Source organism: Roseomonas sp. SRI_022, from assembly GCF_057586215.1.
This window is the reverse complement of record NZ_JBYCZL010000011.1, coordinates 156,169-181,979: the sequence shown is the minus strand read 5'-3', so window position 1 is coordinate 181,979 and position 25,811 is coordinate 156,169. Positions and strand designations below refer to the sequence as shown.

24 protein-coding genes are annotated in these 25,811 nt (G+C 69.2%); 16 read left to right on the top strand and 8 right to left on the bottom strand.

Features of this window, described 5'->3' with window-relative positions; all coding sequences use genetic code 11:
* Positions 1 to 92 precede the first annotated feature (92 nt).
* On the top strand, positions 93 to 1,502 hold the full coding sequence (locus tag AC2YHJ_RS13460; RefSeq protein WP_487396573.1) for an ATP-binding protein: 1,410 nt from the start codon (positions 93 to 95) through the stop codon (positions 1,500 to 1,502).
* A 45-nt stretch (positions 1,503 to 1,547) separates the two neighbouring features.
* Here AC2YHJ_RS13460 and AC2YHJ_RS13455 read toward each other — a convergent pair whose 3' ends face one another.
* From AC2YHJ_RS13455 to AC2YHJ_RS13440, 4 genes are all read right to left on the bottom strand, one after another.
* A complete protein-coding gene (locus AC2YHJ_RS13455) occupies positions 1,548 to 2,636 on the bottom strand; it encodes an OmpA family protein (RefSeq protein ID WP_487396572.1) in 1,089 nt (362 codons plus the stop codon).
* 128 nt (positions 2,637 to 2,764) lie between these two features.
* Entirely contained in the window at positions 2,765 to 3,685 is a 921-nt protein-coding gene (gene prpB, locus AC2YHJ_RS13450) for a methylisocitrate lyase (RefSeq protein ID WP_487396571.1), read from the bottom strand.
* A gap of 104 nt (positions 3,686 to 3,789) precedes the next feature.
* On the bottom strand, positions 3,790 to 5,367 hold the full coding sequence (locus AC2YHJ_RS13445) for an ABC transporter substrate-binding protein (protein ID WP_487396570.1): 1,578 nt from the start codon (positions 5,365 to 5,367) through the stop codon (positions 3,790 to 3,792).
* A 129-nt stretch (positions 5,368 to 5,496) separates the two neighbouring features.
* Positions 5,497 to 6,894 (bottom strand): sodium:proton antiporter, encoded by a 1,398-nt coding sequence (locus AC2YHJ_RS13440; RefSeq protein ID WP_487396569.1) that lies wholly within the window; start codon positions 6,892 to 6,894, stop codon positions 5,497 to 5,499.
* A gap of 170 nt (positions 6,895 to 7,064) precedes the next feature.
* On the opposite strand from AC2YHJ_RS13440, the gene AC2YHJ_RS13435 reads away from it, so the two are divergent.
* The 7 genes from AC2YHJ_RS13435 to AC2YHJ_RS13405 all read left to right on the top strand — a co-directional run bounded on the left by AC2YHJ_RS13435 (position 7,065) and on the right by AC2YHJ_RS13405 (position 15,577).
* A complete protein-coding gene (locus AC2YHJ_RS13435) occupies positions 7,065 to 7,706 on the top strand; it encodes an SRPBCC family protein (protein WP_487396568.1) in 642 nt (213 codons plus the stop codon).
* Between the two features lie 8 nt (positions 7,707 to 7,714).
* Positions 7,715 to 8,605: an AAA family ATPase gene (locus tag AC2YHJ_RS13430; RefSeq protein WP_487396567.1), complete on the top strand. Its 891-nt coding sequence runs from the start codon at positions 7,715 to 7,717 to the stop codon at positions 8,603 to 8,605.
* A gap of 70 nt (positions 8,606 to 8,675) precedes the next feature.
* Positions 8,676 to 9,929 carry a vWA domain-containing protein gene (locus tag AC2YHJ_RS13425; RefSeq protein WP_487396566.1) on the top strand — a complete coding sequence of 418 codons (1,254 nt, stop codon included), beginning with the start codon at positions 8,676 to 8,678 and terminating at the stop codon, positions 9,927 to 9,929.
* Positions 9,930 to 10,006: 77 nt separating this feature from the next.
* A complete protein-coding gene (locus tag AC2YHJ_RS13420; protein ID WP_487396565.1) occupies positions 10,007 to 12,670 on the top strand; it encodes a hypothetical protein in 2,664 nt (887 codons plus the stop codon).
* Positions 12,671 to 12,715: 45 nt separating this feature from the next.
* Positions 12,716 to 13,042 (top strand): XdhC family protein, encoded by a 327-nt coding sequence (locus AC2YHJ_RS13415; protein ID WP_487396564.1) that lies wholly within the window; start codon positions 12,716 to 12,718, stop codon positions 13,040 to 13,042.
* Positions 13,039 to 13,779 carry an XdhC family protein gene (locus AC2YHJ_RS13410; RefSeq protein WP_487396563.1) on the top strand — a complete coding sequence of 247 codons (741 nt, stop codon included), beginning with the start codon at positions 13,039 to 13,041 and terminating at the stop codon, positions 13,777 to 13,779. The genes AC2YHJ_RS13415 and AC2YHJ_RS13410 overlap by 4 nt, the downstream gene beginning before the upstream one ends.
* Before the next feature lie 142 nt (positions 13,780 to 13,921).
* Complete coding sequence (locus AC2YHJ_RS13405; protein ID WP_487396562.1) at positions 13,922 to 15,577, top strand: NTP transferase domain-containing protein; 1,656 nt, start codon at positions 13,922 to 13,924, stop codon at positions 15,575 to 15,577.
* 3 nt (positions 15,578 to 15,580) lie between these two features.
* On the opposite strand, the gene AC2YHJ_RS13400 is transcribed toward AC2YHJ_RS13405, so the two are convergent.
* From AC2YHJ_RS13400 to AC2YHJ_RS13390, 3 genes are all read right to left on the bottom strand, one after another.
* Positions 15,581 to 16,840, bottom strand: a complete 1,260-nt coding sequence (locus AC2YHJ_RS13400; RefSeq protein WP_487396561.1) for an amidase — start codon at positions 16,838 to 16,840, stop codon at positions 15,581 to 15,583.
* Positions 16,841 to 17,137: 297 nt separating this feature from the next.
* Positions 17,138 to 17,356, bottom strand: a complete 219-nt coding sequence (locus tag AC2YHJ_RS13395; RefSeq protein WP_487396560.1) for a hypothetical protein — start codon at positions 17,354 to 17,356, stop codon at positions 17,138 to 17,140.
* 108 nt (positions 17,357 to 17,464) lie between these two features.
* Positions 17,465 to 18,310 (bottom strand): PEP-CTERM sorting domain-containing protein, encoded by an 846-nt coding sequence (locus AC2YHJ_RS13390; RefSeq protein ID WP_487396559.1) that lies wholly within the window; start codon positions 18,308 to 18,310, stop codon positions 17,465 to 17,467.
* Positions 18,311 to 19,090: 780 nt separating this feature from the next.
* Between AC2YHJ_RS13390 and AC2YHJ_RS13385 the strand changes: the two genes are divergently transcribed.
* From AC2YHJ_RS13385 to AC2YHJ_RS13350, 8 genes are all read left to right on the top strand, one after another.
* Entirely contained in the window at positions 19,091 to 19,747 is a 657-nt protein-coding gene (locus AC2YHJ_RS13385; RefSeq protein WP_487396558.1) for a PEP-CTERM sorting domain-containing protein, read from the top strand.
* 258 nt (positions 19,748 to 20,005) lie between these two features.
* Positions 20,006 to 20,500: a hypothetical protein gene (locus AC2YHJ_RS13380; protein WP_487396557.1), complete on the top strand. Its 495-nt coding sequence runs from the start codon at positions 20,006 to 20,008 to the stop codon at positions 20,498 to 20,500.
* A complete protein-coding gene (locus AC2YHJ_RS13375; RefSeq protein ID WP_487396556.1) occupies positions 20,497 to 20,871 on the top strand; it encodes a hypothetical protein in 375 nt (124 codons plus the stop codon). Before AC2YHJ_RS13380 ends, AC2YHJ_RS13375 begins: the two co-directional genes overlap by 4 nt.
* 19 nt (positions 20,872 to 20,890) lie before the next feature.
* Positions 20,891 to 22,144 carry an MFS transporter gene (locus AC2YHJ_RS13370; protein ID WP_487396555.1) on the top strand — a complete coding sequence of 418 codons (1,254 nt, stop codon included), beginning with the start codon at positions 20,891 to 20,893 and terminating at the stop codon, positions 22,142 to 22,144.
* Between the two features lie 16 nt (positions 22,145 to 22,160).
* Positions 22,161 to 23,138, top strand: a complete 978-nt coding sequence (locus tag AC2YHJ_RS13365) for a Gfo/Idh/MocA family protein (RefSeq protein ID WP_487396554.1) — start codon at positions 22,161 to 22,163, stop codon at positions 23,136 to 23,138.
* Positions 23,139 to 23,214: 76 nt separating this feature from the next.
* On the top strand, positions 23,215 to 23,445 hold the full coding sequence (locus tag AC2YHJ_RS13360; protein WP_487396553.1) for a hypothetical protein: 231 nt from the start codon (positions 23,215 to 23,217) through the stop codon (positions 23,443 to 23,445).
* A gap of 219 nt (positions 23,446 to 23,664) precedes the next feature.
* The gene (locus AC2YHJ_RS13355; RefSeq protein ID WP_230165632.1) at positions 23,665 to 24,015 is read left to right on the top strand and encodes a RidA family protein; all 351 of its coding nucleotides are present in this window, start codon (positions 23,665 to 23,667) and stop codon (positions 24,013 to 24,015) included.
* Between the two features lie 520 nt (positions 24,016 to 24,535).
* Positions 24,536 to 25,129, top strand: a complete 594-nt coding sequence (locus tag AC2YHJ_RS13350; RefSeq protein WP_487396552.1) for a CHAP domain-containing protein — start codon at positions 24,536 to 24,538, stop codon at positions 25,127 to 25,129.
* Positions 25,130 to 25,189: 60 nt separating this feature from the next.
* Here AC2YHJ_RS13350 and AC2YHJ_RS13345 read toward each other — a convergent pair whose 3' ends face one another.
* Positions 25,190 to 25,780 carry a cysteine dioxygenase family protein gene (locus AC2YHJ_RS13345; RefSeq protein WP_487396551.1) on the bottom strand — a complete coding sequence of 197 codons (591 nt, stop codon included), beginning with the start codon at positions 25,778 to 25,780 and terminating at the stop codon, positions 25,190 to 25,192.
* Positions 25,781 to 25,811 lie beyond the last annotated feature (31 nt).

Here is a 25,811-nt window from a genome sequence, read left to right as displayed (position 1 = left end):
CCGGGCGGTCGTGGTGATGGACCGGCGGGCGCGCGCCGGATAGCGTTCGCACGACACCGTGATTCCCGCAGCGGCATCCCCGGAGGCTTGTCTTGCGCTTCAGTGACCTTGTTGTCGCCCTCGAACTGCTGTCCCGCCATGAGGTGAACGACGCGCTGGAGGTGCAGTCGAGGACTGGGCGTGCGCTCGGCGACGTGCTGGTCGAGATGGGCCTGCTCAGCGCCCACACCGTCGCCGACCTGCAGGAAGGCCTGCCGGCGCCGCCCGACAGCATCGCCCAGCTCGGCATCGATTCCCGCATCGTGCTCGACATGCTGGTGAAGTACCTCAGCAACACCGGCCAGGGCAGCACTGCTTCCATCGCCCAGACGCTGGCCATCTCGCGGCGCCTCGCGACCGTGCTGATCGAAACGGCGCGCGGGCAGGGCATCGTCGAGCTCAAGCCGGGCATCGTTGCCGGCGAATTGCGCGTGGACCTGACCCCGCGCGGCCGATCCATGGCGGTCGAGGCCTTCGCCAACAGCGCCTATATCGGCCCCCTGCCCGTCTCGCTCGAGGAATATTCCCGCCGCGTCCTGCGCCAGACGATCCGCGGGGAGGTGGTGACCGCGCAGGCCGTCGCCTCGGCGATGAACCCCCTCGTGGTCGAGGAGGAACTGCTCGCCAAGGTCGGCATCGCCGCGAATGCCGGCCGGTCGATCCTGCTCTACGGCGCGCCGGGCAACGGCAAGACCTCGATCGCCGAGCGCATGGTGAAGGCCTTCGGCGCCATGGTGCTGGTGCCCCATTGCTTCGAGGTCGCGGGCCAGATCGTGAAGGTCTTCGACCCGTCGGTGCATCGCCAGCTCGGCACCGGCGGCGGGCGGACCACGAGCAGCCTGTTCGCCGACGAATTCGACCCGCGCTGGGTGCCGTGCCGGCGGCCCTTCGTCGCCGCCGGTGGCGAACTCAGCCTCGACATGCTGGACCTGAAATTCGAGGAGACGGCCCGCTTCTACGAGGCCCCGCTGCACGTCAAGGCGATGAACGGCGTGCTGCTGATCGACGATTTCGGCCGCCAGCTGGTGCGCCCCGATGCGCTGCTCAACCGCTGGGTCGTGCCGATGGACCGACGCATCGACTTCCTGAAGCTGCACACCGGCCAGTCCTTCCAGATCCCCTTCGACCAGTTGCTCGTCTTCTCGACCAACCTGTCCCCGCGCGACCTGATGGATGGCGCCTTCCTGCGCCGCCTGCCCTACAAGATCCACGTCCATGGGCCGAGCCCGCAGGACTTCGCCCTGCTGCTGCGCGCCAAGGCACAGGAACACGGCATCACCTGCTCGGAGGAGGCGATCGTGTTCACCATCGAATCAATCATGAAGCACGGGACGCCGCTCGCCTTCTACCAGGCGAGCGAGATCCCGCAGCAGATCGCCGACCTGTGCGAGTTCCTCGGGCGACCGCCGGTCGCCGATGAATCGACGATCCGCTTCGCGCTCGGCAATCTCCTGGTGGCTTGAGGCGGGGCCGGGCGCTGTCGTCGCCCGACCCCGTCACGGCCCGGTTCAGCGCAGGATGATCTCGACGCGCCGGTTCTGCGGCTCCCGCGTATTGTCGGGCGTGGATACCAGCAGGTTCGTCTCGCCGAAGCCTTGGGCGACGATCTCCCCACGCGGCACGCCGAGCCGCACCAGTTCCGCCGCCACCGCATTGGCGCGGCGGACCGACAGCGCCTGGTTGTATTGCGCCGAGCCCGAGGTGTCGGTGTAGCCATTCACCTCGATGCGGGTGACCGGCTGGCGGCTGCGCGCCTGCGCCGCTTCGGCAATGATCTGCCGGGCGCGGTCGTTGAGATCGGCGCGGTTCCAGTCAAAGAAGACCAGGAAGGTGCGCGCCGGCGCGGGGGCTGCGGCCGGCGGAGGTGCGGCGGGCGGCGCCGCGCCGAAGGCATAGCGCACGCCAAGCAGGACCGAGTGGTTGAAGTTGTCCGAGCTCATCTTGCCGCGCGACACGCCATTGGGCGCGGCCACCCGCGCGGCAAGGCCGTCGCGTTCGGAGTCCAGCACCTGCATGAAGCGGTAGTCGAGCGTGAGCGCCCATCGCTGGCTGAGCGGCACGGCGAAGCCGGCGATCAGCTGGTAGGCGAAGTTGCTGTCGGTGTCGTCCGAACCGATCCGCGCGATGGAATTGGTGCCGCGCACCGCGTGCCATTCGGTCCACATCCAGCCGACGCCCGCGCCGAGATAGGGGCGGAAGCGCGGGTTGACATCGAATTCGTACAGCGCATTGGCCATCACGCCATAGGTGCGTTGGCTGCCACGGAACTGGCCGAAGCTGCCGCCGCCGCCGAAGCCGGACATGCCGTCCACCTCATTGTAGCGGAAGCTGCCTTCAAGCTCGGCGCGAAGGCCGTTGCCGAAGCCATAGCCGACAGCCAGCACGCCGCCGTAGCCGAGATTGAAATCCACCGTGCCGTTGCGGCCCATGCCCTGCGTCGCAGCACTGCCGTTCAGACCCGCCCCGAGCGTGACGTCACTGCTCTGGACGAAGTTGAGCATCGCACCGCCGCCGACATAGATGCCGCTGAGATGCTGCGCGGATGCAGCGCCGCTCGCGCCGATCAGCGCCGCGGTTGCAAGGAGCAGAGGTCGCATGAGGGATCCTTTCGCCATGAGCCGCACGGATGACCCGGATCCGGCGCCCACGCGCCGCATCCAGTGATCCGCCAACGTCCAGCCGGCGAAAGGGTTTCACGCTTCTCCGAAAGGAAACGCGCCGTACTTCAGCCCTGCGGCATGCCTTCGGGCACGATGGTCTTGATCAGGCTCGCATCGAGCGATTCATACTCGTGGTAGCCGATGGTCTCGTAGAGCTGAGCGCGCGTCTGCATGCGTCCGACCGTGTTCTGCGTGCCGCCATCCTTGCGGATCGCGACATACAGCTCCTCCATCGCGCGCGCGGCGATGCGCAGGTGGCTGACGGGCCAGATCACCATCGCGTAGCCCATCTCCTGGAATTCGGCGGCGGTGAAGAAGGGCGTGCGGCCGAACTCGGTCATGTTGGCGAGCAGCTTCATGCCGGGCATGCGCTTCGCGAATTCGACGAACATGTCGCGGGTGGTCAGCGCCTCGGGGAAGATCGCATCCGCGCCGGCGTCGAGGTAGCGCTTCGCGCGCGCCACCGCGCCGTCCATGCCTTCGCTCGCCGCCGCATCGGTGCGGGCGATGATGACGAGGTTCTTCCGCGCCTTGCGGGCCGCGGCGACCTTGGCGGCCATGTCCTCCGCGCTGGCGAGCTTCTTGTCGTTGAGATGCCCGCATTTCTTGGGGAGCAACTGGTCCTCGAGATGCACGGCCCCTGCCCCGGCTTCCTCGAAGGTCCGGACCATGTGCATGACGTTGAGCGCCTCGCCATAGCCGGTATCGCCATCGACCAGCACCGGGAGGGCGGCCGCGCGCACCACTTGGCGGATGTGCCAGGCGACGTCATCGACGGTGATCATGCCGAGGTCGGGCAGGCCCATGGTCGCGGACATGGCCGCACCGGACATGTACAGCGCCTCGAACCCCTGCTTCTTCGCCAGCAGCGCGGCGATACCGAGATGCGCGCCCGGCATCTGCAGGATCCCCGGCCGGTCGAGCAGGCGGCGGAAACGGACGCCCGCAGGCTCATCGGGCAGGTCGTCGGCGATCACATAGGGCATGGAGAACCATCCTCGACAGGCAATGGCGCCAGTTTAATCCGGCTGGGGCGGGGCGTCGAATGACCGGCCCCGCACCCGCCACCCCGCGCGATCGCAGGGAAGCCCTACGCCTTGCGCACGTTCCAGAACACCGGCACCGGCCCGGTCAGCGCGCCCTGCACCTCGTTCCGCAGTCCCGAGGGGAAACGGATGGTGGACAGCGTCGCATAGGGCGCCTCGGCGAAGGCGTGGCGCTGCATCTCCAGCGCGGCGGCAAGCTGGTCCTCGCGCCGGGTCGCATTGAACCAGCGCGCGCGGGCGGCCTCGATCGCAGGCACGTCGGGCCAGCCGAACCAGGCATCCGCGCCATTGGCGCGCATCTGGACATTCACCGCCGGGTCGATCTGGTCGGCGCCGGTGAAGCCGGTGCAGAAGGCGTTCCACTGTCCTGGCGCCTTGTTGGCGCGCCGCTGCACCAGCGTGCCCCAGTCGGTGGCCAGCAGCTCCGCATTCATGCCCATCCGCCGCATGAGATCGTAGGTGAGCTGGCTCATCGCGACGTTGTCGGGGATCTCGCTCGGCTGCATCACGATCACCTTCTCGCCGGAATAGCCCGACCGTGCGAGTGCCGCCTTCGCAGCCTCGATATCGCCGGTGCGCAGGGGCGCGTTGAAGTCGGCGATCGGCGCCAGCTCGCCATAGGGCGTACCGCAGGTGAAGTAGCTGGGGCACACGTCGTGAAGCTCGGTGTTGTTGCCCATGATCGCGAGGCCGTAGTCGCGCTGATTGATGCCCAGTACGACCGCCCGGCGGACGGCGGCGTTGTTGAAGGGCGGATGCAGGCAGTTGAACCGCATCGTCATGAAGGTGCCGAGCGGATTGCGGATGAACACCCGCGCCCCGCGGGAGCGCCGGATGGTCGGCACGATGTCCGGCTGCATCTGGTCCCACCAATCCACCTCCCCGGTCTGCAGCGCCGCCGCCACCGTGGCGGCATCGGGGATGTGGCGCAGCTCGAACCGGTCGAAATGCACCACCTTGCCGCCGGTGGTGCCCGACGGCGCCTCGTCGCGCGGCACGTAGCGCTCGTTGCGCGCATAGGCCGCGCCATGGCCCGGCCGCCATTCGTCGCGCAGGAAACGATAGGGGCCGGAACCGGTAGCGTCGGTGATCTGCTGGAAGGCGTCGGTCCGCGCCACCCGTTCCGGCATGATGAAGGGCACGACGGAACTGGGCTTGCCGAGGGCCGCGATGAACAGCGGGAAGGGCCGCTGCATGCGGAAGGTGACGGTCCGGTCGTCGGTCGCGATCATCTCGGCGATGGCGGCGGCCCAACTCTGGCCGAAGCCGTCGCGCTTCGACCATCGCGCCAGGCTGGCGATGACGTCGGGCGCGCGGACCGGCTCATTGTCGTGGAAGCGCAGCCCTTCCCTGAGCTTCAGCGTCCAGGTCAGCCCGTCAGCACTGGCCGCCGCGCCCTCCGCCATCTGCGGGCGGATGTTGAACTCGGCGTCGGTGCCGAACAGCGTATCGTAGACCAGGTAGCCGTGGTCGCGGACATTGAAGGCCGTGGTCCAGATCGGGTCGATGCTGTTCAGGTCGGCGAAGGGGACGAAGCGCAGCGTGCGTGCGCCGGCAGGCTGGGCCAGCGCAGGCGCCCCCAGGCCTGCAAGGCCAGTGGCCAGCAGAGTTCTACGGTACACGGACGTGCCTCCTGCTTCTTGTCGCGATGTTTCCCTTCACCATGAGAAAGATTCGATCGAAACGAATCAACCGCTTTGTCGCACTTCCCGGAAATACGGGCCGCGCGCGCTGGGTCCGGACCGACCGGTTCAGAAGAAGATCAGCGTCACCAGGATGAACAGCGGGACCAGGAAGACCACCGCCCAGCCGCAATAGCCGAAGAAGGAAGGCATGCGCTCCCCGTTCTCCTCGACGATCGCCTTCACCATGAAGTTCGGGGCATTGCCGATGTAGGAATTCGCCCCCATGAACACCGCGCCGCAGGAGATCGCGGCCAGCGTCAGCGCCCCTTCCGTCATCAGCATCCCCGGATCGCCGCCGGCCAGGTTGAAGAACACCAGGTAGGTCGGCGCATTGTCGAGGAACGAGGACAGCGCCCCGGTGAGCCAGAAATACACCCAGGGGATCGGCTGCCCGGCGGCATCGGAGGTCAGCGCGACGAGCGGCGCGGCCGCACCGTCCATCCCCGCGCGCAGTATGGCGAGCACCGGGGCCATGGTGACGAAGATGGCGGCGAACAGTTTCGCGACCTCGAGGATCGCGCCCCAGGCGAAGCCGTTCGCCTCCCGCAGGGCAGGTGCGGTCAACCGCATCGAGGCATAGGTCACGGCGAGGAAGACGCCGACGCCGACCAGCCTCTCGATGCCAATATGCTGGCCGAAGAGGGTCACGTCACCCGGCTGCCAGGCGCCCTGCACCAGCACCATCAGCACCACCACGCCGATCAGCCAGAGATTGACGGTGCCTTCGACGCGGAGAGGTTCGCGCGCCCCGGGTGCCGGCGCGTGGGACTTCTCCCGGGCCCAGGCGATGGAATCCAGCACGTAGTAGATGCCGAGCAGCAGCACCGCACAGAACAGGAACTCGGCGAACAGATGCGTGGTCGTCCAGAAGAAGGACACGCCCTTGAGGAAGCCGAGATAGAGCGGCGGATCGCCGAGCGGGGTCAGCGAGCCGCCGATGTTGCTGACCAGGAAGATGAAGAACACGAAGGTGTGCGTCTTGCGCCGACGGAAGGCGTTGGCTCGCAGCACCGGGCGGATCAGCAGCATGGACGCCCCGGTGGTGCCCATGACCGACGCGATGAGCGTGCCGAAGGCCAGCAGCGCGACATTGGTCGCGGGCGTGCCGACCAGCGATCCCTTCAGCAGCACACCACCGCCGGTCACATAGAGTGCGAGCAGCAGGGCGATGAACGGGATGTATTCCTGCAGGACGATGTGCCAGACCTCATCGGCCGCCCGGACTGGGCCGAAGGCGATAGCGAAGGGCACCACCAGCAGCACGGCCCAGCCGGCCGCGATCTTGCCGTAGTGGTGATGCCACAGGTGCCCGGCGAGCAGCGGCATCAGCGCGATCGATGCGAGCATCCCCACGAAGGGAATGCCCCAGGCCAGCGACAGGTCGGCCCCGCTCGCCGCTTCGGCGGCGGCCGGCGCGGCGGTCAGCACCAACAGCGCCAGCGTCGCAGCGGTGGTCGGCACCATGGCGCACAAGGCTCTGGCCAGACGCATCGTCGCTCGGTCCCCCTTCCCTGGCGGGGCCGAGGCCCCTCGCCCCCGTCCTTGCAGGACCCGGGCCGGAGCCACAAGAGGTCCGCCCCCCTTTTCCGCCCCCGCCCCCGGCCCTAGTTTGCCCGCTGGACAGGAGATACCCGATGGACATGAGCGGCGAGCGTCGCATCCAGGCCCCGCGCCAGCGGGTGTGGGACGCACTGAACGATCCCGAGATGCTGCGCGCCTCGATCCCCGGGTGCGAATCCGTCACCCGCACCGCCGAGGATGCCTTCGAGGCCAAGGTCGCGCTCAAGATCGGCCCGATGGCCGCGAAGTTCGGCGGCAAGGTGAAGCTCGAGAACATCAACGCGCCGTCGTCTTACACCATCACCGGTGAGGGCAATGGCGGGGCGATGGGCTTCGCCAAGGGCGGCGCAGATGTGGCGCTGGAGGAACTCGGCCCGGACGAGACGTTGCTGAAGTACACGGTGAAGGCCCAGGTCGGCGGCAAGATGGCGCAGCTCGGCGCGCGGTTGATCGACAGCACCGCCAAGCAGATGTCCGACCAGTTCTTCGACCGCTTCGCCGCCGCCGTGGCCCCGCCCCCGCCGGCCGAAGCACCGATGCCCGTCGCCGCCGAGGGGCAGCATGCACCGGCCGTTGCGCGCCCGCTGCCGGCCACCCCCGCCGGGATCTCCATCTTCGACCTGTTGCCCGAAGCGCCACTTGGCATTCCACTGCTGGCCTGGGGCGGCGGGGCGGTCTGGTTCGTCATCCTGGTGCTGCTGTTCCTGTGGCGCTGAGCGGCGCCATGTCCGGGCCGCTTCCGGGCAGCGTCGAGGAAACCCAGGCGCTGCTCGCCGCGGGCGGCTACATCGCCGACCGCGCGCTGGCGACGACGGTGCATCTCGCGCTGCGCATGGGACGCCCGCTGTTCCTCGAAGGCGAGCCCGGCACCGGCAAGACCGAGATCGCCAAGGTGCTGGCGAAGATGTTGCCGCGCCATCTGGTGCGGCTGCAATGCTATGACGGGCTCGACCTCTCGGCCGCGGCCTATGAGTGGAACCATGCGCGCCAGCTCATGGCGATCCGCCTGGCGGAAGCCGCCGGGGAGACCGATCGCGACGCGCTGGAGCGCGGCATCTACGACCGTCGCTTCCTGCAATCCCGCCCGCTGCTGCAGGCGCTGGAAGGTGAGCCCTCGGTCCTGCTGATCGACGAGCTGGACCGCGCCGACGAACCCTTCGAGGCCTTCCTGCTGGAGATCCTGGGCGACTTCCAGATCTCCATCCCCGAGCTCGGCACGGTGCGTGCGGCGACGCCGCCGGTCGTCATCATCACCTCCAACCGCACGCGCGAAGTGCACGACGCGGTGCGCCGGCGCTGCCTCTATCACTGGGTGGACTATCCCGACGCGGCGCGCGAACGCGCCATCCTGCGCGTGCGTGCGCCGGGGCTGCCTGAGAAGCTGTCCACCCAGATCGTCGCCTTCGTGCAGAAGGTCCGCGAGGGCGACTACTTCAAGCTGCCGGGTGTGGCCGAGACGATCGACTGGGCGCAGGCGCTCGCCGCTCTGGACGCCAAGGAACTGGAACCTGGCGCGGTCGATGAAACGCTGGGCGTGCTGCTGAAGTACCAGGACGACATCGCGAAGCTGAAGGGTGCGGAGGCGGCGCGGCTGATCGGGGAGGTCGCGGCGTGACCTTCAGGGGCCCCGCCCCGCCTGGACACGCCTCGACCGGGGCTGCTGCCCCTTCCCCGGACCTGCCGTCATGAGCTCGGATCGCGACGCCTCCCGCATCATCGGCGCCGTCCAGGCCCGCGCTGCCGGCGCGGCGACGGCGCCGGGCGGGCATCTCGCGGACAACCTGCTCGCCTTCACGCGTCTGCTGCGCCGGACGGGCCTGCCGCTCGGCCCGGGCGAGGCGATCGCGGGGCTGGAGGCGCTGACCGCGATCGACCTTGCCGAACGTCGCCAGGTCCATGCCGCGCTGCGCGCCGTGATGGTCCACAAGCGCGAGCATTTCGAGATCTTCGACCAGGCCTTCCAACTGTTCTGGCGCGACCCGGAAGCCGCCGCGCATGCCGCCGCCATGGCGATGATGGACGGCAACAAGCCGAAGGATGAGAAGGCGCCGCCCGTCTCCCGCCGCCTTGCCGAGGCGATGCAGGAGAACCGGCCGAAGCCGAAGCCGCCGGAGGAACCACCCCCGCAGCACGACATGACCTTCACGGTCAGCGAGCGCGAACGCCTCCAGCAGATGGATTTCGAGGCGATGTCGGCGGCCGAGATCGCCGCCGCGAAACAGGAGATCAAGCGGCTGACCCTGCCGCTCGACGAACGGCGCACGCGCCGCTTCCGCCCCGACCCCTTCGGCCCGGTCGCGGATCTGCGTGCGACGGTGCGCGACAGCCTGCGCACGGGGGGCGAGATCCTCGACCTCGCGCGCCGGCGGCGCATCACGCGCCCGCCGCCGCTGGTCGTGTTGTGCGACATCAGCGGCAGCATGGGGCGCTATGCGCAGATCCTGCTGCATTTCCTGCATGCGGTCGCGAATGACCGCGACCGCGTCCACACCTTCCTGTTCGGCACGCGGCTGACGAACGTGACGCGGCAACTCAAGCACCGCGACCCCGAAGTCGCCTTCGAGATGATCTCCCACATCGTGCCGGACTGGTCGGGCGGGACGCGGATCGGGGAGAGCCTCGCCCTGTTCAACCGGCTGTGGGGCCGGCGCGTGCTCGGCCAGGGCGCGGTGGTGCTGCTGATCACCGATGGGCTGGACCGAGAGGGGGCGAAGGGCCTCGCTGAGGCGACGGAACGCCTGCGCGGATCCTGCCGCAGGCTGATCTGGCTCAATCCCCTGTTGAGATTCGTGGGCTTCCAGCCCAAATCGCAAGGTATCCGGGCGATGCTGCCCCATGTGGACGACTTCCGCCCGGTGCATAACCTGAACAGCCTGCGCGATCTGGTGGCGACGCTTTCCGATCGCCACGCCGCGCAGCGCGGGAGGATGGCGGCGTGATTTGCCACTCTTTGGTATTGTCGTTTCGATAAGGGACTGGATACGCTCGCTGCCGATCCTAGCAGCGGAGGCGCAGCATGTTGACCGGCGTCGGGACTTGGCTCGATGCGCTGGACTGGTCCGACATGTGGCCGGTCCTACTGGCCCTGCTGGGGCTGGGCACGATGGTCGCGGCGGTGTTCCTGCGTCGTCTCATCGCGCAGTTCCTGCGCGAACCGGTTGGGCTGGGCGTGCCGCTGGCGGCTGCCGTGCTGGTATTCATCGCGCCGCAGATGCCCGACATGCTGGTCGATGGCGGGCTGGGTGCGTCGGGCATCAATGCGGGGCGGCCCTGGGGCATGCCGCTGGCATCGGCTCTGCTCGGCTTCCTTGGGTGGTACTGGACGCGCGCGGCGGTCAACGCGCCCCATGCGGTGGATGACCATCGCAAGGGCGAGCCGCGCCGCCAACTCGACTGGCCGATTGAGGCGCTGCCGCGCTGCGCCTGGGCCCTCGCGCTGCTGATCGCAGCCTCGCCCGTCCTGGTGACGTGGATCGCGATCGGGACCTTTCCGCGGTTGTCGCTGGTGGCGGTGACGGTGGTCGGCCTGTTCGGCATCGGCACAGCGCTGTGGTATGTCGCCAAACGTCGCAAGGATGGGAAGCTTGTCGCGCGCCGCCCGCCGCCGGTGTGGATGTGGCGCTGCCACACCACCTCCTTGCTGGCGGCGGCACCCATGGGCTGGCCGATGGCGCTGTTCCTGCTGCTGCTGTCCTTCACCGCCTGCGCCGTCGTCGGCTTCAGGCCGAACTGGGTGGATCAGTTGCATGCGCCGGCCGCCGCACTGGCCGCCATGGCCCTGTCGATCGGCCCGCTGAGCCTGACGCTGGCAGTGCTGCGCGACCTGTGCTGGCTGATCCTGGCCGCATTCTGCCTGCTTCTCCAGCGCGACCGGTCCGGCCTACGGCCGGCCGCGCGCTGGCTCGGCGTCGCCGCGCTTGCGGTGCTGACCTACGCACCTTTCGGCGGCTGGGAGGCGCCGGGCCGATACGAGGTGCGGCCCCTGCTCGAGAACGGCGTGACCGTGACGGACCGCGTGGCGTTCCGCGGCGGGAACTGCGATGCCATGGCGAGTGGGCGGGTCGATCTGAGATGCGCCGTCGAGGCGTGGTATGCCGCGCGGAGCGAGTTGATGCGCGACCGCGAAGGGCAGCGGATGCCGCTGATCATCGTGGCCACCGAAGGCGGTGCGAGCCGCGCCGCGGTCTGGACTTTGAGCGCGATGCGCGTCCTTGACCTCGAGACGCAGGGGCGCTTCGGCGCGCATCTATTCGGCATCAGCGCCGTGTCCGGCGGGGCGCTCGGCGCCGCGAGCTATCTTCTCGCCCTGCGCGAGCATCTGTTCCCGCGACCCGAGCCGGGGGCGAGCGAGGACCCAGTGGCCGCACCCAGCTACCGGGCGATGTGGGAGCGGTCGCAGACGCGGAACCTCGTGATCGGCATGGCCGGCGCCGACCTTCTGGCGCCCAGCATCGCGACCTTCTTCCTCAATGACACGCTGATGCCGGTGTGGGGACCGTTGTGGCCCTTCGGCGGCGATCGCGGCATTGCGCTTGAAGGCAGTTTCGAGCGGCATTGGATGGATAGGGCCGGACTCGCCGCCACGCCTGCCGTCGCGCAGGGAGGCTTCCTGGCGCTGCGGCGCCCCAATGGCCGCGATTCCCCGGCGCTGCCGCATCTGTTGCTGAACGGGACCGAGCGGAAATCCGGGCGGCGGACCATCACCTCCAGCATCCGCTTCGACCCCGAGCATGACTGGATGGCGGCGGAGGACATGCTCTCCGCCATGGTGGCCCCGACAGTCGACACGCCGCGCGAAGACGGTGTGATCCAGTCGGTGTCGGTGCTGCGCGACGAGAATGCGCGGCGGCGCTCGCAGAGCGCGGTGCAGGCTATCCTGCGCGCGCAGCCCGAGGTCGAATCGCGTCAGGCGATCGATATCCGGCTTTCAACGGCTGTGCTGAACGCGGCGCGGTTTCCGTTCATCTCCCCGGCGGGCCGGTATCAGTCCCAGGGGACCGAGCAGCAGGTGCTGGATGGTGGGTATTTCGAGAATTACGGCGCGCGGACGGCGCTGGAACTGGCGACGGCGATCGAGCGCCTGCCAGGGATCGGGACCAAGGTGCTGCCGATCGTTGTGCTGATTAGTAACGACGCCGATGGCTGGGTCGATCTCGCCACGGCGACGCGCTTCGATTCCGACATTAGGCAGGAGACCGACGATCGCCTGCTGCACAACCGGACCATGCATTGCGGCTGGGAACCAACGCCCATCAATCCCTCCGACCTCGCCAGCCGCGGGGCGGGCGGATCGTCGCTGCCGCAATTGCTGGCGCCGCTCGCCGGCCTTTATGCCACCCGCGGGGCGCACGGGCAGGCAATGCTGCTGAGCCTGCGCCGCGCAATGTGCGGCGACCGGGCGGAACCGGACTCGGAACGACGCGAGCCCGATCGGCTGTTCCACATCGCCCTGCCGCGCCCCAGGCCCTACCGGCGCGGCGAGGACGCGGGAACGCCCGAGGCGGCGCCGATGAACTGGGTACTGAACCCCGCCGCGCAGCATTTCCTGCTCCGTGTCGGCCCGCCGATCGCGTTCAATTGCCGCCAGGCGAAGGCCTTGGCAGCGCTACTGGAAGGACGGCCGGCTGACCCCGCCTCGGTACCGGCGGGCTGCAACTGGCCATCCCTTCTTTCGCCATAGCGCGCGCCCATCTACCTTCGACGCGACGTTCGGAGGAACTGCGGCATGGCCAACGACACATCCGAGGACATCCTCGCCACCGCCGCCGCCTGGCGCGCGGAAGGGGAACAGGTCGCCATCGCGACCGTGGTCGAGACCTGGGGCAGCAGCCCACGCCCGGCGGGCTCGCGCCTTGCCGTCACTGCCTCGGGCCGGCTTGCCGGGTCCGTCTCGGGGGGCTGCATCGAAGGCGCGGTGGCGGACGCCGCCAAGCAGGCCATGGCGTCCGGCACGCCGCAATTGCTCGATTTCGGCGTCTCGGACGAACGTGCCTGGGAAGTCGGGCTGTCCTGCGGCGGCAAGGTGAAGGTCTTCGTGGAGCCGCTGTCGTGAAGGCGGAAACGCTCGCACGGCTGCAGGCCGAACGCGCCGCGCAGCGGCCCGTCGTGCTGCTGACGCGGTTGACCGACGGGGCGGAGCATCTCTGGCCGCAGGATGCCGTCTCCGACGCGTTGGCCGAAGCCGCCCGCGCCGCGCTCGGCAGCGAGAAGGCGGGCAGCGTCACCATCGACGGCGAGCCCTGGTTCATCCACCCGCACAACCCGCCGCTGCGCATCATCGTGGTCGGCGCGGTGCACATCGCCCAGGCGATGGCGCCGATGGCAGCACCGCTCGGCTTCCAGATGATCGTGGTCGATCCGCGCCGCGCCTTCGCGACCGCCGAACGCCTGCCCGGCGTTACGCTGAACACCGACTGGCCGGATGAGGCGATGGCGGTGCTGAAGCCCGATGCGCGCTCCGCCGTGGTGACGCTGACGCATGACCCGAAGCTGGACGATCCCGCGCTCGACGCCGCCCTGAACAGCGATGCCTTCTACGTCGGCGCGCTCGGCAGCCGGCGGACGCATGGCAAGCGTGTCGCGCGGCTGAAGGAACTCGGCCATGGCGATGCGGCGATCGCGCGCATCCACGCCCCGGTCGGCCTCGACATCGAAGCGGTCACCGCGCCCGAGATCGCGCTGTCCGTGATGGCCGAGATCGTCGCCGCGCGGCGCGGCGCGACCCTCGGCGACCCGCGCCCCCTGTCCGCCCCGGCCGACGGCCGGGTCAGCATCGGCGTGACGGCGTGAAGCTGCGGCCCGGTCCGATCGGCCGCATCATCCTGCCCCCGTGCGACCATTGCCTGACCTCGCCCTGATGCAGGATGCGCCGAACGGCTATGGTCCGCGACCCTGAACCCTGTTCCCGTCATCGGACGGGCGGAGCCACCGCATGATCTTCGGCCCGACGCCGATCGAGGAAGCCAAGGGCGCGATCCTCGCCCATTCGCTGCGGCTCACCGGCAAGGTCCTGAAGAAGGGCTCGGTGCTGGACGACGAGGCGATCGCCCTGATCCGGGAAGCCGGCAAGCGGGAGGTGATCACCGCCCGGCTCGAGGCCGGCGACGTGCCCGAGGACGAGGCCGCCGATCGCTTGGCGCAGTTGCTGCTCGCGCCGCATCTCGCCAAGTCGCGCGCCGCCACCGGCCGCGTCAACCTGCTCGCCGAGACGGCGGGACTGCTGGTGCTGGACGCCAAGCGGATTGATGCGATCAACGCGGTGGATGAAAGCGTCACCGTCGCCACCCTGCCGAACCACACCATGGTCTCGGCGAAGGAGATGGTGGCGACGATCAAGATCATCCCCTTCGCCGTCCCCGGCCCGGTGCTGTCCGTCACCGAGGCGGTCGCCCGCCGTGCCGGGTCGCCCCTGGCGATCCATCCGTTCCGCCCGCTGAAGGTCGGGCTGGTGCTGACGGAGATCCCGGGCATCAAGGACAAGGAAAGCGTGATGGAAGGCGCGGTGGAGGCAACCGCCACCCGCGTCGAGGCCCTGTGCGGCAGCATGCTGCCCGCCGAGCGCGCCCGCCACGAGGAAGGCCCGGTCGCCGAAGCGCTCGGCCGGCTGCGCCGCGCCGGGGCGGAACTGCTGCTGATCGCCGGCGCATCGGCCGTGGTGGACCGGCGCGATGTCGGCCCGGCGGCGATCGTGCGCGCCGGCGGCGTCATCGAGCATTTCGGCATGCCGGTCGATCCGGGCAACCTGCTCTGCCTCGGCCGCATCGGCGACATCCCGGCGATGGTGCTGCCCGGCTGCGCGCGCAGCCCGAAGCTGAATGGCTTCGACTGGGTGCTGCAGCGGATCTTCGCCGGCCTCGCCGTCACCGCGCGCGACATCATGGCCATGGGCGTCGGCGGGTTGCTGAAGGAGATCGAGGTCCGCCCGCTGCCGCGTGAGCAGGCGCCGCGCACACCCCCGCCCGCCCTTGCGCCGCGCCGCGCGCGCCGGGTCGCCGCGGTGGTGCTCGCCGCCGGGCGGTCTCGGCGGATGGCCCCGCTCAACAAGCTGCTGGTGGCCGACACCCAGGGTGTCGCGATGGTCGCACGGGTGGTGGACAACGTGCTCGCGAGCCACGCCCGCCCCGTCGTGGTGGTGACCGGGCATGAGCGCGACCGGGTCGAGGAGGCGCTGGCCAATCGCCCGGTGCTGATCGCCCATGCCGAGGATTACGCCGAGGGGCTGTCGGCCTCGCTCAAATCCGGGCTCGCCGCCCTGCCGACGGATGCCGAGGGTTTCCTGGTATGCCTCGGCGACATGCCGCTGGTGGCCGGGCCGATGCTCGACCGGCTGATCGCTGCCTTCGACCCGGAGGAAGGCCGCGCGATCGTCATGCCAACCTTTCGCGGCAAGCAGGGCAATCCGATGCTCTGGAGCCGCGAGTTCCTGGACGAGATCATGACCATCAGCGGCGATGTCGGCGCCCGCCACCTGATCGGCCGCCACGCCGACCGGATGGTGGAGGTCGAGATGGCCGACGATGCGGTGCTGCGGGACTTCGACACCACCGATGCGTTGAAAGGCCTGCCGGGGACCGCCAAGGCGGGCTGACGCCTACAGCGCCGCCCGCACCCACTGCGCCCAGCCGAGCAGGGCCGCATCCTCGCCGATGCGCCCCGCCAGTTGCACGCCGAGCGGCAGCCCCTTCGGCCCGGTGCCGGCCGGCACCGTCACGCAGGGGCCGTGCAGCAGCGTCCACAGGCTGTTGAAGGCCGGGTCGCCGGTCCAGCCGAGGCCTTCGGGAGCCTCCCCCGGCGCGGCGGGCGTCAGCACCGCATCGAAGCCCTCGATCGCCGTGGGGAAGGCGGCGCGGGCGGCGGCGAAGGCAGCGCGGCCTTCCGCCAGCTTGGCCCGTGGCTGCGCTGCGCCCCATTCCATCCTTTCCCGCAGCACCGGGGAGACCTGCGCGCGGGCATGGGCCATCTCCCAGCCCAGCGCCTCGGCCGATTCCATGTTCATGACATGGGCATGGGCCGCGTAGGCGGCCTCGAAGACCGGCGGCAGGACCACCGGCGTGACGGTCGCGCCGGCGCGGCGGCAGGCCTCGGCGGCGCGTTCCATCAGCGCCAGCGTCTCCGGCGCCGCCTGGTCTGCGGCCGGGCCCATGACCAGCGCCAGGCGCGGCGCGCGCGGCGCCTTCGCGTCCGGCGTGCCTAAATCGAACCCGGTCATCGCCGTCATCGCCAGCGCGCAATCGGCAACCGAACGGGCCATGACGCCAATCGTGTCGAGGCTCTCGCTCATCACCTTCATCCCCGCCCGGTGCAGGGTGCCGTAGGACGGCTTGAAGCCGACGACGCCGCAGAAGGCGGCGGGGCGGATGATGCTACCCGCCGTCTGGGTACCGAAGGCGATCGGGAAGAAGCCGGCCCCCACCCCGGCGGCGGAGCCGGAGGAGGAGCCACCCGGCGTGTGCTTCGGGTTGGCCGGGTTCGCGGTCGGCCCTGGGTGCCGGGTGGCGAATTCCGTGGTCACGGTCTTGCCGATCACCGCGGCCCCGGCGGCGCGGGCGGCGGCCACGCAGGCGGCATCGGATCGCGGCCGATGCCCCGTCCAGATCGGCGATCCGTACTGGGATGGCATGTCGGCCGTGTCGATCACGTCCTTCACCCCAACCGGCATGCCGGCGAGCGGCCCCTCGGCGGGCACCGCCCGCCTCGCCAGGGCCGGGTCGAACCAAGCGAAGGCGCGGATCGTGCCCTCCCGCGCCGCGATGCGGTCGAGGCAGGCGTCGCGATAGGCGGCGGCGGTCAGACGCCCGGCGCGGATCGCGGCCAGGGCCTGGGTGGCGGTGAGGTCGGCGGTGTCGGTCACGTTGGAATGACGGCCCGACGGAATCGCCAAGTCAAGCCGCCCACCCCAAGCCTGCCGATGAGTGAGGACAAACGGTTGCCGCTTACGCTTCCGTGTCAGTCGATCTTTACTAATGGCTCAGGGCATGTCGCAGCACCCATGTTTTCTTTCCTTTCAGCGCATTACGCCATTGCATAGTAGATTCTTTTGGACATCGCGAATTGCAAATGGGCGCGATGGTTTTTCCATCCCTCGGGCCGAGCCGTAGGAGAGCCAATCATGCTTGTCCGCGCTCGGTTCCCTGGACACGGGCTTGCATTATGCGGCGCGCCTGACGGGTGTGCCGGGGGCGTCGAGCGGGCTGCGAAAGCCGTTCTTCTCGATCAGCCACTCGGCGTGGCGGGTGAGCGGTTGATCGCCTCGGTCTGCGCGGTCGCCGACCTGACCGGCGCGCTCTATGCCGAATCTTAAGGGGCCGTCACATCGCGCGTAGCCGCCCGCCTGCTTAGCGATCGTCCTCGCGATGCAGCGCAGCAAGCCGGTATCATCGGCGGGATTGACAAAGGCGACCCCCGCCGGCGTACCGCTCCTGAAACAGAAGCGGCACTCGTGCCAGCGCCGCTTCCGTTGACGTGTCGGCTTCCTTTACATCGCGTCGCGTGTGCGACGCCGCCAGAGGCCAACGCCACCCAGGGCAAGAAGGGCCGCGCCAAAAATCGCCAGCGTGGCGGGCTCCGGAATCGGACCCGGACTCGGACTCGGACCATTGCTCGACTGCACGAAGGCGACGAAGGAGTCCGGCCCATCGTCCGACTGCAGGCACCCCGCAGGAGCGCCGGCCGGACAGCCGAGCTGGGCGCCCAGCCCTGCGAAGAAGCCGTTCGAGCCGGCCATGGCCCTGATAGTATTGAACTGCGCCTGTTCGGCCGCGGTGAGACCAAAATTGAAGACCGCATTGCCGTTGCCTTGCTGCAACGCCAAATCCGCTTGCGTGAATGTCAGTGGCGTCAACGATGCCGCCAGATTGAAGCTGCCGAGCGGCGTGGTGCCGTTGAAAATCGTCAGCGTCAGGCTCTGCATGGTGATGCCGTTGCCGCCAGTCTGATCGCTGTTGAAGCCAATGCCGACTTGGCTGCCGGTGGTCCAGCCCAGGAACGCGAGTGTCGGGGTGTTGGACTTGTTCGCGCCACTGATGGCATCGCCATTCACGACGTTGACCGGCGTTACGCTTCCGGTCTCGACGCCGTTGGTTTGCAGGGTCAACAACCTTGGCGCATTGCCGAAGCCTTGAGCACCGAGGTCAACGAAGCTCTGCGCCACCGTAGCCGCGGCAGTCCCATTGGCCTGAACCAGAACCAGGGATGCCTGTGCGGCGTGCGGACTCACAAACGCACCCAGGGCGACCACTGCGCCGAGCGCCACCAAGCGCGGAAACTCAAAGCTGCTGGGGACCGCGGTCGCTGCCGGGGTCAATTTGGAAAGGCGGTTCATACGCGCCTCCCGATCACCTGGCGCCCAGGATTGGGCGCGATGTCACCTATGCAAGATCGAGACCGCCGCATGGCCGCCGTGGAAGGGGATTTTTGAGCAAAAATATCGATTTTTCAATATCTTATGGAGCGTAAAGAATACCGACAGACCCGTTCGGCAGAGCGCCTCGGGTGGGGTTTCCCACACTTTTTTGATGGTGACCTTCCTGCCCCGGCGTGGCCGCGCGCACCCTGCCTGTACGCCCGGTGTCATTACAGGACGCATCCGCGCGCGGTGCGGGTGGCGCTGTCACGCGCAAACCAAAACCATGCAGACGGCAACGACCTTTGACCATGCGTCGGCAATCGCTGCTGCCCGTGTACCGCGCCCGGCTTGCTCGGCCTGGGTATGGTCCTTTGCCGGTGGCGGGACGCCTGAAGGCGGTCAGGGTATCGGACGGCTCATGCCGGTGCGGCATCTCCGCCTCTCACCGCCAAAAAAGGGCGGGCTGGAGAGGTTGCCGGTGTCGGTCATGTTGGAATGGCGGCCCGACGAAAAGAGCAGGACGAGCCACGGCAGCCGCTGGCGGCGCAAATGCCGGCGACGGGAGCCTCGCCGCTTGCGGCATATGCCCCCCGTCGGATGAATTTACACGTCCGTGAGCGGGGGTATCTGATTTCGCTTCTCTCCTTTGTTTTCTGATGGTTGCACCCTGGCACAGCGAATGCATTCGACCGATTGGGATTGGTTTTTTGGCGCGCTGGTGCCCCCCGCGCACCGACCTTTAGGAGAGAAGTGATCATGCTGAAGCATGTGGCAGTGTTGGCGGCAGGCGCGATCGCATTGGCCCCGCTTCTTGCTCCCAGCGACGCGAGCGCCGCCGCCTGCCTGACGTCAGACGTGTCGCTGACGATTGGGGGGACGGTTTATGCGCCCGTGAGTTGCGGGGACAACGTGGCGCAAGGCGGCGGGCCGGCCGCCGAAACCGCGTCCATGGGCGGGGTCCTGGGCATGGCGGGGCTGGTATACCTCGACAAGTCGGACGACGCCGGGACGCCGGCCGGGATCGGCGGCGTCTCCTTCGTCGTCACTGCGAGCGCTGGCAATAGCGGCACCTGGAGCGTCTCCTGGTTCGAACAGCCAGGGACGCCGAACCTGCCGATCACCATCGACCTCGCAGTAGCGCTGTTCGGCGGCAACAACGGCTCTGCCTACAAGTTCAATGACGTGCTGCTGACGGTTTCGCCGAACACCGGCACGGGGACTTTTGACATCAACTTCCTCAACAATGGCGGGCAGCAGCCTGGGATCTCGCACCTGTTGCTGGCCGGGAACGACGTCCAGACCCCGCCGTCCGGCCCGCCGGTGCGCATCCCCGAGCCGGCGACGCTCGCCCTGTTCGGCCTCGGCCTCGCGGGCCTCGGCCTGGTGTCGCGGCGGCGCCGCCAGCAGGCCTGACGTTCAGCCCTGGGGGGCAGTGTCGGAAGATCTGACACTTCGGCGGCGCCTTCGGGCGCCGTCGTCGTTTTCAGCCCCTGAGCTCCGTGGCAGTGCCCGCGAGACCCTGGGAAATGCCCATCGCGCTCAACCCCCAGCGGGTCGCGCGCCGCCGCCCGCCCGTTGATGGATGTTCCAGCCAGGGCTGAGCGCCCGCCCGCGGCGATGGCGGGACCGAGCGGGCTGGCAACCAGTCGCCTGCCCCCCCATCTTGCGCCGATGCCTCAACCCATCCAGGTCGCGCGCAGCCCGGAAGGCGTGATCGCCTACGCCGTCCCCTTGCCGCCCGAGACCCTGCCCCCGGTCGCCCCGCGCGACCTTGAATCCGCTTGGGACCGTGCTCGCGACGCGGCCACGGCGGAACGCTGGGGGCCGCCGCGTCGCCTGCTGTTCCGCCGCGAGGACGGAACCCCGCAGGAGATGCTGCTGGCCGATGCCGACGCGGCCTGCTGGGCCGAGGCGGTGGACGCCATCTACGACCTCGGCACCCTCGGCGGCCTGTCGCTGTGCCTGCGCCTGCTGGCCCTGGTCGAGATCATGTCACGGGCGCGCTGGCTGATGGGCCTCTACGCCATGACGCCACAGGGGATCGAACTGCATCCGGAACTGCTGCGCGCAGCCGCGGCGATGCCGCTGGACGCCGCGGCACGGTTCGACGAAACCGGGCTGAGGCGCCTATTGTCGCGCCCGATTCCCTCCGGAGCGTCCCCATGATCCGCATGGCCCCCAGGCTGACCATTCTCGCCGCACTTCTGCTCGGGGCCTGCGCCAATGCGGATGCGCCGAGCTCGCTGCGCGCCGCGACGGCCGGCGCCGGCCAGGACAGCAACCTGCGTCAGCGTTGCGAGGCGGAGGCCGAACGCATCGTGCTGTTCCGTGACCGTGGCCAGGCCGCGCGCAACGACGACGCGATGTTCATGACGGATGCGACCAACAACATCCCCACGCTGCGCGTGGAATCCGACCGCTACAACCAGCGATCGCGGCGCGAGGAACTGACCCGCGAATGCATCCGCGCCGCCCAGGCCGGCCCGCAGCCGGTCGATCCCTCCGCACCGACCACCGCGCGCGGCCGCAGGAACTGACGGCGCGGCCCGCCGCGCCATGGCCTCCCTCTCCACGCTTACCCGCGCGCTGTCGCACCGCAACGCGAAGATCTTCTTCGGCGCCTCGCTGACCGCCTGGACGGGGCTGTGGGTGCATCGCATCGCGGTGTCCTGGCTCGCCTGGGAACTGACGGGCAGCGCGTTGTGGGTCGGCGTGGTGGCCTTCTGCGACCTGGCGCCGGCAGTGGTCGTCAGCCCCTTCGCCGGCGCGGTGGCGGACCGCGCGGACCGGCTGCGCATGACGATGTGGAGCCAGGCGGCGATCGGCGCCAATGCCGCGCTGATCGCCAGCCTGGTCGCGGCAGACATGATGACGATCGGCGTGCTGCTGGCGCTTGAGGTGGTGGGCGGCATCTGCTCCTCCTTCGCGCAGCCGGCGCGGCAATCGCTGATGCCCGGGCTGGTGCCGGCCTCCGACCTGCCCGCCGCGGTGGCGCTCAATTCGCTGACCTTCAACGTGGCGCGCTTCATCGGGCCCGCGATCGCGGCACCGATCATCGCCGTGGCGGGCGTGTGGCCGGCGATCGCGCTCAATGCCCTCGCCTACTTGTTCGCGACGGCGACGACGCCGATGCTGCGGGTCGAGGCCGCCGCCCGGCGCGGCCATGCCGCGACCTCGTCCCTGTTCGGGGAGATGGTGGACGGCGTGCGCTATGCCGCGCGCCATCCGGGCCTCGGGCCGATCCTCGGCTTCGCGGCCGTGTCCGCCGTGCTGCTGCGCGGCGTGCAGGAAATCCTGCCCCCCTATGTCGAGCGCGAATTCGGGCGCGGCGCGGAATCACTCGCGCTTCTGACCGCGGCATTCGGGGTGGGTGCGCTGATCTCGGGCCTGTCGGTCGCGGCGCGCGGCAAGCTCGGCGGAACGACGCGGCTCGCGGTGCTCGGCGTCGGCGCGCTGGCGGTGTCCACCGCCGGTTTCGTCGCGACAGGCTGGTTTCCGATCGGCGTGCTCTGCGCCGCGCTGATGGGCGCGGCTGGATCGGTGCACGGCATCAGCGTGCAGACCCTGGCGCAAAGCGCGTCGGACCCAGCGATGCGTGGACGCGTGCTGTCCCTGTGGGGGCTGATCACCCGCGCCTGCCCGGCCCTTGGTGCGCTGCTGCTCGGCGCGATGGGGGAGATGTTCGGGCTGCGCTGGCCGACACTGGTCGCCGTGGCGGCGTCGCTGCTGGTCGTCGCCTGGAGCTGGACGAAACTCGACCGCATCGCCGCGGTGCTCGAAGGCCCCCCGCCCGACCACGCCAATCGTTGATTCCATAGGAGTGAGCATGCTCGACGCAGCCATCATTGGCATGGGCCGCTGGGGCCAGACGCTGGTCGACAGCGTGCAGGGGAAAAACGACACGGGCATCCGCTTCGTCGCCGGCTGCACCGGCAGGCCCGAACGCGCCGCCGACTGGGCCGCGCGCCAGGGCATCCGCATCCTGCCGGACTTCGCCGCCGTGCTCGCCGACCCGGCGGTGAAGGCGGTCGCCATCGCATCCCCGCATCAGATGCATGCCGAACAGGTCGTCGCGGCGGCGCGTGCGGGCAAGCATGTCTTCGTCGAGAAGCCCTTCACGATGACCAAAGCGAGTGCCGAGGCCGCCGTCGCCGCCTGCCGCGCCGCCGGCGTGGTGATGGCACTCGGCCACAACCGCCGCTTCCTGCCCGCGGTCGCGGAGATGAAGGCGATGCTCGCCGATGGGCGGCTCGGCACGCTGCTGCATGTCGAGGGCCAGTTCAGCGGTCCGGGGGCTGCGGCCTACAAGCCCGGCATGTGGCGGGCGAACCGCGCCGAGAGTCCGCTCGGCGGCATGGGCGGCATGGGCATCCACATGGTGGACATGTTCATCAACCTCGCCGGGCGCGTCGCCGAGGTGACTGTGCAGTCGCACGCCCGGGTGATCGACAACGGGCTCGACGACACCACCGCCGGGCTGTTCCGCTTCGAAAGCGGCGCGACGGCGAATTTCGCGACCCTTGCCCTTGCGCCGCGCTTCTGGCGCGTCGGGCTGTTCGGCACCGACGCCTGGGCCGTGCTGCATGGCCACGAATCCCTCGTCACCTGCCGCCGCGACGGGACGCCGCAGGAGCAGGTCTTCCCCGTCACCGACATCGAGGCCGCCGAGCTGACCGCCTTCGCCGTGGCCGCATCCGGTGGCGCGCCCTACCCGCTTCCGTTGGCCGACGCGATCCATGGCGTCGCGGTCTATGAAGCGATGATCGGCGCGACCGCCTCCGGCAGCACCTATCGTGTCGCCTGAGGCGAATCTTCGAATCGACTCATTCCGATAAGGCGAGCGGTGCAGTAGACTTGGTGCGTCATTGAGGAGACGTCGAATGGTCACGCGCCGCCTCCTTCCACTCGCCGCCCTGCCGCTGCTGGCCGTGCCCCGCGGCGCGGGTCACGCGACGCCGGTGGTGGTGCCGCGGCCGGCGGGCCGGAATTGCGGCGATCCCGGCGGCAGCTTCATCGCCTGCGAGGCACTTCAGGACATGCTGCCGCTCGCCAATGCCGGGGCGCGCTGCCCGCTCTGCGGCGGCATACATCGCGGCGCCGCCGGGCCCTGAAGCGCTTCCTTTTCCGCCTGCACCGTCATGACGAAGGGTGACGCCATGAACCCCACCCGTCGCGGCTTCGCTGCCGCCGCCTTCAAACAGCCCGACTGACCCGCCGATCCCGCTGCGGGGGTCATTCCCGGTCTGCGAATCCTGTTCTAGAACCGGCCCGCGCCTTTCGCGCGTCATCGCGCCCGCGGCAGGGGCGCAGAACCTCAAGGAGCGGCCGGCATGAGCAAGATCACCCGCCAGGGCACCAACAAGATCCTCTCGACCTCGGTCGAGTACCACAACTTCGTCTACCTCGCGGGCATCACCGCCGACGATCTGTCCAAGGACATCAAGGGCCAGACGGCCGAGGTCCTCGCCAAGATCGACGCCGCGCTCGAAGCCAACGGCACCGACAAGACGCGGCTGCTGACGGCGACGATCTGGGTCAAGCACATCGCCGACCGCGCCGCGATGAACGAGCTGTGGACCCCGTGGCTGGCCGAGGGCCAGGCGCCAGCGCGCGCCTGCGTCGAGGCGAACATGGCCGACCCTCGCCACCTGGTTGAGATCATGGTCACCGCCTGCCGCTGATCCATGCTGCCTGGCCCGGTGCCAGGCAGGAAATGTTTCATCGACTCTGTCTGCGACGCCCGGCATCCTGTGCCGGGCGTTGTTGTTTTCCGGCCGCCACACTGTGGCTCTGTCCAAATCCTGCCGTATTCACAGGACTGTTGTCCGCTTCTACCCCTGGGCATGGCACGATCATTGGCTAATCACGCAATGTAATGCTCGTCACGCCTCGAGCGGGTTGCGGCACCTGAATCCCATTGTTACCCCAGATTTCAGCGCGGGCCGTAAGGCCTGTGCGCCAGAACAGGGGGCACTGGGGCACATGAAGTCGACGGGGGCTGCGATCGCCTTGGCGATCCTGTTGGGTGGTCTCGGGTTTCCAGCGCAAGACGCGGCGGCCCGAACGCCCGACACTCGCAACGCGAAGCCGACGGCACGCGCCGCGGCACCTGCAAACGCCACGGCACGCACAACGGCAGCCCCGGTTCGCCAGAATACCGCCAACGCCACACAGCGCGGCGCCAACCAGCGCCATGGCGCGGTGGCGAACCGCACGGCGGTCGCCTCGCGCGGCGGCAGCGCCCGGCGCGGTGGCGGTCGTTCCTACGCGGGCGGCTATGGCGGCGGCGGCGGCATCTCCTGCGTGCCCTATGCACGGCAGGCGACCGGCATGGCGATCAGCGGCAATGGCGGGCAATGGTGGTACAACGCCGCCGGTCTTTACGCGCGCAGCAACCGTCCCGAGGCTGGTTCCATCATGGCCTTTCCGGGCTATGGCGGCATGCGGGCCGGCCATGTCGCGGTGGTCGAGCGCGTCGTCTCCTCTCGCGAGGTCCTGGTCCACCACGCCAATTGGGGCGGGCCGGGCATCCGCCGCGGCTCCATCATGCGCGGCGTGTCGGTGGTCGACGCCTCCCCGAACAACGACTGGTCCCAGGTTCGGGTCCAGGTCGGCTACAGCAACGAGAATTACGGCCGCACCTATCCGGTCTCCGGCTTCATCCATAACCGTCCGGATACCAGCGGCGGCGCGATGTTCGCTGGCACCGGCCTGCGCGGCGGCGCGGCCCAGGCCGCCGCCCTCGGCCTCGAGGAAGTGGCCCAGGCACCGTCGGGGCGCGGCTACCGCCGCTGAGGCCAGGCGATACCGCAGGGATGACGAAGGGCCGCCCCGATCGGGCGGCCCTTTCGCTGTTCAGGCCGCCACCATTTCCTTGCTGCGGTCCCACAGGTTCGGCACGGCGGCATTGTCGTAGCCGGAGACGAAGCGCTTCGTTGCCCCCGTCTGCCCATCGAACACCGATCGCGCGATGGCGCCGATGTTGCCGCCATAGACATGGATGCTGATGCTGGCGCGATCTGGCAGCGCGTTCTCCACCACGTGGATGTCGTAGGTGTCGGCGCTGACGGCCACCACCTCCCCCTGCCGCAGCCGGTCCACCTGGCCGGGCTGCATCGGGCTGCCGGCGCGCATCTCGGTCGAGACTTCCTCCCCGCGCAGCATGCCGACCAGGCCCCAGACGGTGTGGTTGTGGATCGGCGTCTTCTGCCCCGGCCCCCAGACGAAGGAGACGACGCAGAAGCGTTCCAGCGGATCACAATGCAGCAGGTACTGGCGATAGCGCGGCCCAGCCTCGGCGCAATCCTCAGGCAGCCAGCCATCGGTCGCGACCAGGCGGCGCAGCAGCGCGGCACCCTCGGTCAGCCAGCGGGTTTCGCCCGCGCCCTCATTGGCCAGTCGCGTCATGTCGCGGATGAAATCGCGCAACGGGGTGATATCGGTCATGTGCTGGAGCCCTTCGTCCCGGTGCGCCATG